The 3,345-nt window shown below is 57.1% G+C and carries 3 protein-coding genes; 1 reads left to right on the top strand and 2 read right to left on the bottom strand.

All coding sequences use genetic code 11. The annotated features are described in order from the left end of the window. Positions 1-3 precede the first annotated feature (3 nt). A complete protein-coding gene (locus HB633_RS30425; protein WP_213781836.1) occupies positions 4-1,104 on the bottom strand; it encodes an IS5 family transposase in 1,101 nt (366 codons plus the stop codon). Positions 1,105-1,290: 186 nt separating this feature from the next. On the opposite strand from HB633_RS30425, the gene HB633_RS30430 reads away from it, so the two are divergent. Further along, positions 1,291-1,461 (top strand): hypothetical protein, encoded by a 171-nt coding sequence (locus HB633_RS30430; protein WP_213781834.1) that lies wholly within the window; start codon positions 1,291-1,293, stop codon positions 1,459-1,461. Positions 1,462-1,467: 6 nt separating this feature from the next. Here HB633_RS30430 and HB633_RS30435 read toward each other — a convergent pair whose 3' ends face one another. Beyond that, a complete protein-coding gene (locus HB633_RS30435) occupies positions 1,468-2,934 on the bottom strand; it encodes a UvrD-helicase domain-containing protein (RefSeq protein ID WP_213781835.1) in 1,467 nt (488 codons plus the stop codon). Positions 2,935-3,345: the final 411 nt, after the last annotated feature.

Here is a 3,345-nt window from a genome sequence, read left to right on the forward strand (position 1 = left end):
CCCTCAGCCCGCAAGTGTGCGCATACGCGTCAAGTTGTAGCCGACCTGCGTCAGCACGAAGAGCTGGTCTACGCGTTCAAGTCCCCGATACATGACCTGGCGAAATCGTCCAACTGTCTTGCCCCATCCGAATACCTGCTCAATGCGCTTACGTTTTTGCTGGCTTACCGCGTAACCCGGCCAGCGCGTAGTTCGCTCGTCAATTGCTGAACCTCCCGGACGTCCATCGTTTTGCGCCACATGCGGCGTGACGCAATTCGCGCGACAGCTGGCGACGAAGCCAGCAGTGTCGTAGTTCTTGTCCGCGCCCACCGTAATGCCGAGTGGCGCAACACTAGCGGCATCGGCGAGCATCATCTCGGCCGCGTCGCGCTCGGCGGTGCCCGTCGCCAGAGTCACCTGTGCGTTGACCACCAGCCCGTGCCGGTTGTCGGTCAACACGTGGCCCATATAACAGAGCATCGCTCCAGTTCCCTTGCTCTTGCGAAACAGGCGCGCCTGCTCGTCAGTCGTGGATTGATGCGTCTCGTTACTGCGTTTCTGTCCGCGCCAATTGTCATTCGGCGCGGGCGGTTCGTCAGGAGGCGTGTCATCATCGTCTGGACTTGCCTTGGGCACAAAGCTCTTGTGCCCGGCCCATGCCTGAATCAACGTGCCGTCGACGCTGAAGTGTTCCCCGGAAAGATACCCGCGCTCGCGCGCGGTCTCGACTGTCTCGTTGAAGAGCAACACCAGCACGTCGTGTTCGAGCAACCGGTCGCGGTTCTTGCTGAACGTCGAGTGGTCCCATACGGTCCCGTCCATCGGCAAGCCGACGAACCAGCGGAACAGCATGTTGTAGGAAATCTGTTCTACCAGCATGCGCTCGCTACGAATTGAGTACAGCACCTGCAGCAAAAGAGCGCGCACCAGCTTCTCCGGCGCGATGCTCGGGCGGCCTCCTTTGACGTCCGCCTCATACATCCGCGCGAACACATCGTCCATGCGTTTAAGCGCGTCATTGAGCCACGTGCGAATCGGACGCAACGGATGGTCCTTCGGCACGAAATCATCCAGCTTCAACACTGTGAACATCGATTCGGTAAAGCCATCCGGTCCGCGCATCTGTTCCATCTCGTTCTCATTGATGACATCAGTTCAACGTTTACGCCCACGTCCCGGATGACCGCCGCACGAGGTATTTCACCAGCCTGCTAATACAACGGAAAACAGAGGCGACAGACAATGATGTCACATGCGGTTTCGTGGTTAAACATTGCAGGCATTATCGCAGGCCTATCTGGAGGCGTCATGACCTATCACTTCGGCTTGCCCAACATCAGTGTTCTCTCCTCGGGATCGTACACCGCGCTGGAAGTCACGCCACAGATTCGACGCTATCAAGCTCTGTCGAAATCGATCCCGATCAAACCATTTCGACGGCCATCAGGACGACTCGTCGAGCACGGGCAAAGAGAATAGCGACTGTCATCGACTGGCCTTGAATAGCCGCAGTAGATCGTCACGCAATTCAGAAACATCCATGACGTGCTGCGCGCGAGTCAAGGCTACATATAGCAGACGCATTTCGTCCTCCTCGAGCGTGAGCCGTCCATCAATGTTTTTAAACCGGAAGTCGTTCGTTACCTTCACGCGCTTCCATTGCAGACCCTTCGCTCGGTGCACGGTCGAGATGACATAGTCGGCATTCGCCTCTGGTGTGATCCGTCGTGCAAGTGACCGGAGATACTCTGTCCCGACTTCATCGACAATCCTGACAATAGGCAGCAGATCGCGCCCTACTGCGCTCTGCGCAAACGACTGGACCTCCTTCCACGTTTCAAAAAGCGCAAAGGCTAAAGGCTTGTATGCTCTTCGTCCGTCGAGTAGAAGATCCGCGCCATCGGCGAAAGCAGTGATCTCAGAGGGGCTCATTCGGATTGCTGGCTTGTGGCCTGACTCAACGCCCGCCGCAAGTTGCCAGATTGCCGTAACGTTCTTTCGGCACAGAATTGCGTCCACGGGCGGAGAGACGCTTGGGTCCTCCACCAAGATCGACCCGATCGTGCCTTGGCCGCGTATAGGTGTCTTTTCGCCGAGAAGAGACAGGATCCGGCTGGCCAGCGCGGCGAATGTTTCTCCAAATCGGAACGATTCGGTCAGGGCGCACTCGGTCGCGTTGATCTGGGACATTGCGTTGACGGCGCCGCGCCATTCATAGATCTGCTGGTAAGGATCGCCGACGTAAATGATCTGGGCGTGGTCTTGGATACCCAGCGTTGCAAGCATGACGCCGTCGCTGTCCTGGGCCTCGTCAAACAGAATAAAGTCTGAGTCAATTCGGGGTTTCGTTTCCGCCCACACTTTCAAATATACGTCGGGGATGATCGCGCTGCGGCCGCGAGGATCGATGCTTTCGTTCCACAAACGCACGACGCTTGGGAGTAAAAACTCGCGTAGAGAACGTGCAGCCTGGTCGTTGACCTTCTCGTCAACGGGAATGTGAAATGGCTCTGGTTGCGGCTCGGGAGATCGACAGAATCGACCAAGCCCGTCGGTGATCATTCTGCCAATCTCAAATGGCGTGATTTCGGCCATTTTGCCGGTGATCAACTCGGCTTCGACGGCGCCAAGGCCATACCGCATGGCTAATTCGTGGGGCGCTTCCCCTGGAAGATTCACCCGCGCCGTGAGGCGCGAAGGAACAGATGAGTAGGCGAGGGAGTGAACCGTTCGAGCACTGACATTTGCAGGAAATCCAAGTCGGGCCTGATCGGCGATCTCTTTGTTGAACGCGAGGTAGCTGCCGCGCCGACTTGAAAGTTCTTGGGCGATCAATCTAAGGGTAGAGGTTTTCCCGGCGCCCGCGTATGCCTTGATCTTGAGATCGTTGCCCGCTCGAACCGCGTCGACGACGGCAATTTGTTCGAGTGTGGGCTTAAATAATGACGGCATTGAGCAAATTCGGAAGGGCGGAAGTTTAGGATAGCTGCCTGGACCGGGGTCGCTTAGCGGGAGGTTCCGACTGCGCTTCCCAGCAAAATTGCACTGCGGAACGTTCCCGGAACCGTAGCTCGGCAGTGGCATGGGATTGGCGCGACCTAGACCGCGGCGCGTTGCGGTCTTTGACACGCGGTACCATGAACGTCAAACGCGAGTGAAACCTCACGCTAACCTTTGGCAATGCGGTATGAGCTTACGTCTCATCTCCCCCGAACAACGTAACACGATCGGGCGTTTCAATTTGCTTCGGTACCGTCAGCTAGGTAGTCCCGATTGGGCGACAAAGAAGATGACAAGTGCAGCAGCGAGCATGCTGTTGAAGTCGCGCCTCGTTGGCCGCGCTCCCCACTTTTTTGTTTCAGC

It is taken from the genome of Caballeronia sp. dw_276, from assembly GCF_018449635.1.
GTDB lineage: Bacteria > Pseudomonadota > Gammaproteobacteria > Burkholderiales > Burkholderiaceae > Caballeronia.